Genomic DNA, 688 nt, shown 5'->3' with positions numbered 1-688 from the left:
ACCTCGAACGGCACCACCACCGACCGCGGGATCGCCTGGATCGTCTGACCCGAACGCCGCTGCACGAACCCGGCCCGCAACGCCGCATGCCGATCCACCACACCCTGACACGCCGCCCGCAACACCGCCTCGTCCAACGCACCGTCCAGCGCGAACGCGTTCTGAACGTTGTAGACGTCCACGCCGTCTTCACCGTCGTACTGGGCGTGGAAGAGCATGCCTTCGTGCAAGGCCGTCAGGGGCCAGTACTCCTCGGCGCCGGGAACGAGGGCGTCGAGCCGCTCGCGTTCACCGGGCTCCAGGTCGAGCAGCGGGCGATCGCCGGCCTCTTCGCCCGCCGCGGTCCCGGCCGGCGCGGCGGTGGCGACCCGCGCGAGTTCGGCCACCGTGCGGTGCACGAAGACGTCGCGCGGGCTGAGGGCGAGACCGGCCCGCCGGGCGCGCGCCACCAACTGGATCGAGGCGATCGAGTCGCCGCCCAGGTCGAAGAACCCGTCCCGCACGCCGACCCGCTCCACCCCCAGCACCTCGGCGAACAGCGCGCAGAGGGTTTCCTCCAGCGGCGTGGAAGGCTCCTGGCCCGTCCCCGAACCCGATACTTCGACAGCCGGCAGGGCCTTGCGATCCACCTTGCCGTTCACCGTCAACGGCAACACATCCAGCACCACCACCACCGAAGGCACCATGT

At 70.8% G+C, this 688-nt stretch carries 1 protein-coding gene; it reads right to left on the bottom strand.

Going from position 1 to position 688, the window contains the following annotated elements; translation table 11 throughout:
• On the bottom strand, positions 1 to 674 hold a 674-nt coding region (locus KGA66_RS31300), incomplete at its 3' end, for a phosphopantetheine-binding protein (protein WP_312887122.1).
• Positions 675 to 688 lie beyond the last annotated feature (14 nt).

Source organism: Actinocrinis puniceicyclus, from assembly GCF_018283645.1.
GTDB lineage: Bacteria > Actinomycetota > Actinomycetes > Streptomycetales > Catenulisporaceae > Actinocrinis > Actinocrinis puniceicyclus.
Note: the sequence above shows the minus strand (reverse complement) of the source record. Positions and strands in the feature narration are given on the sequence as shown.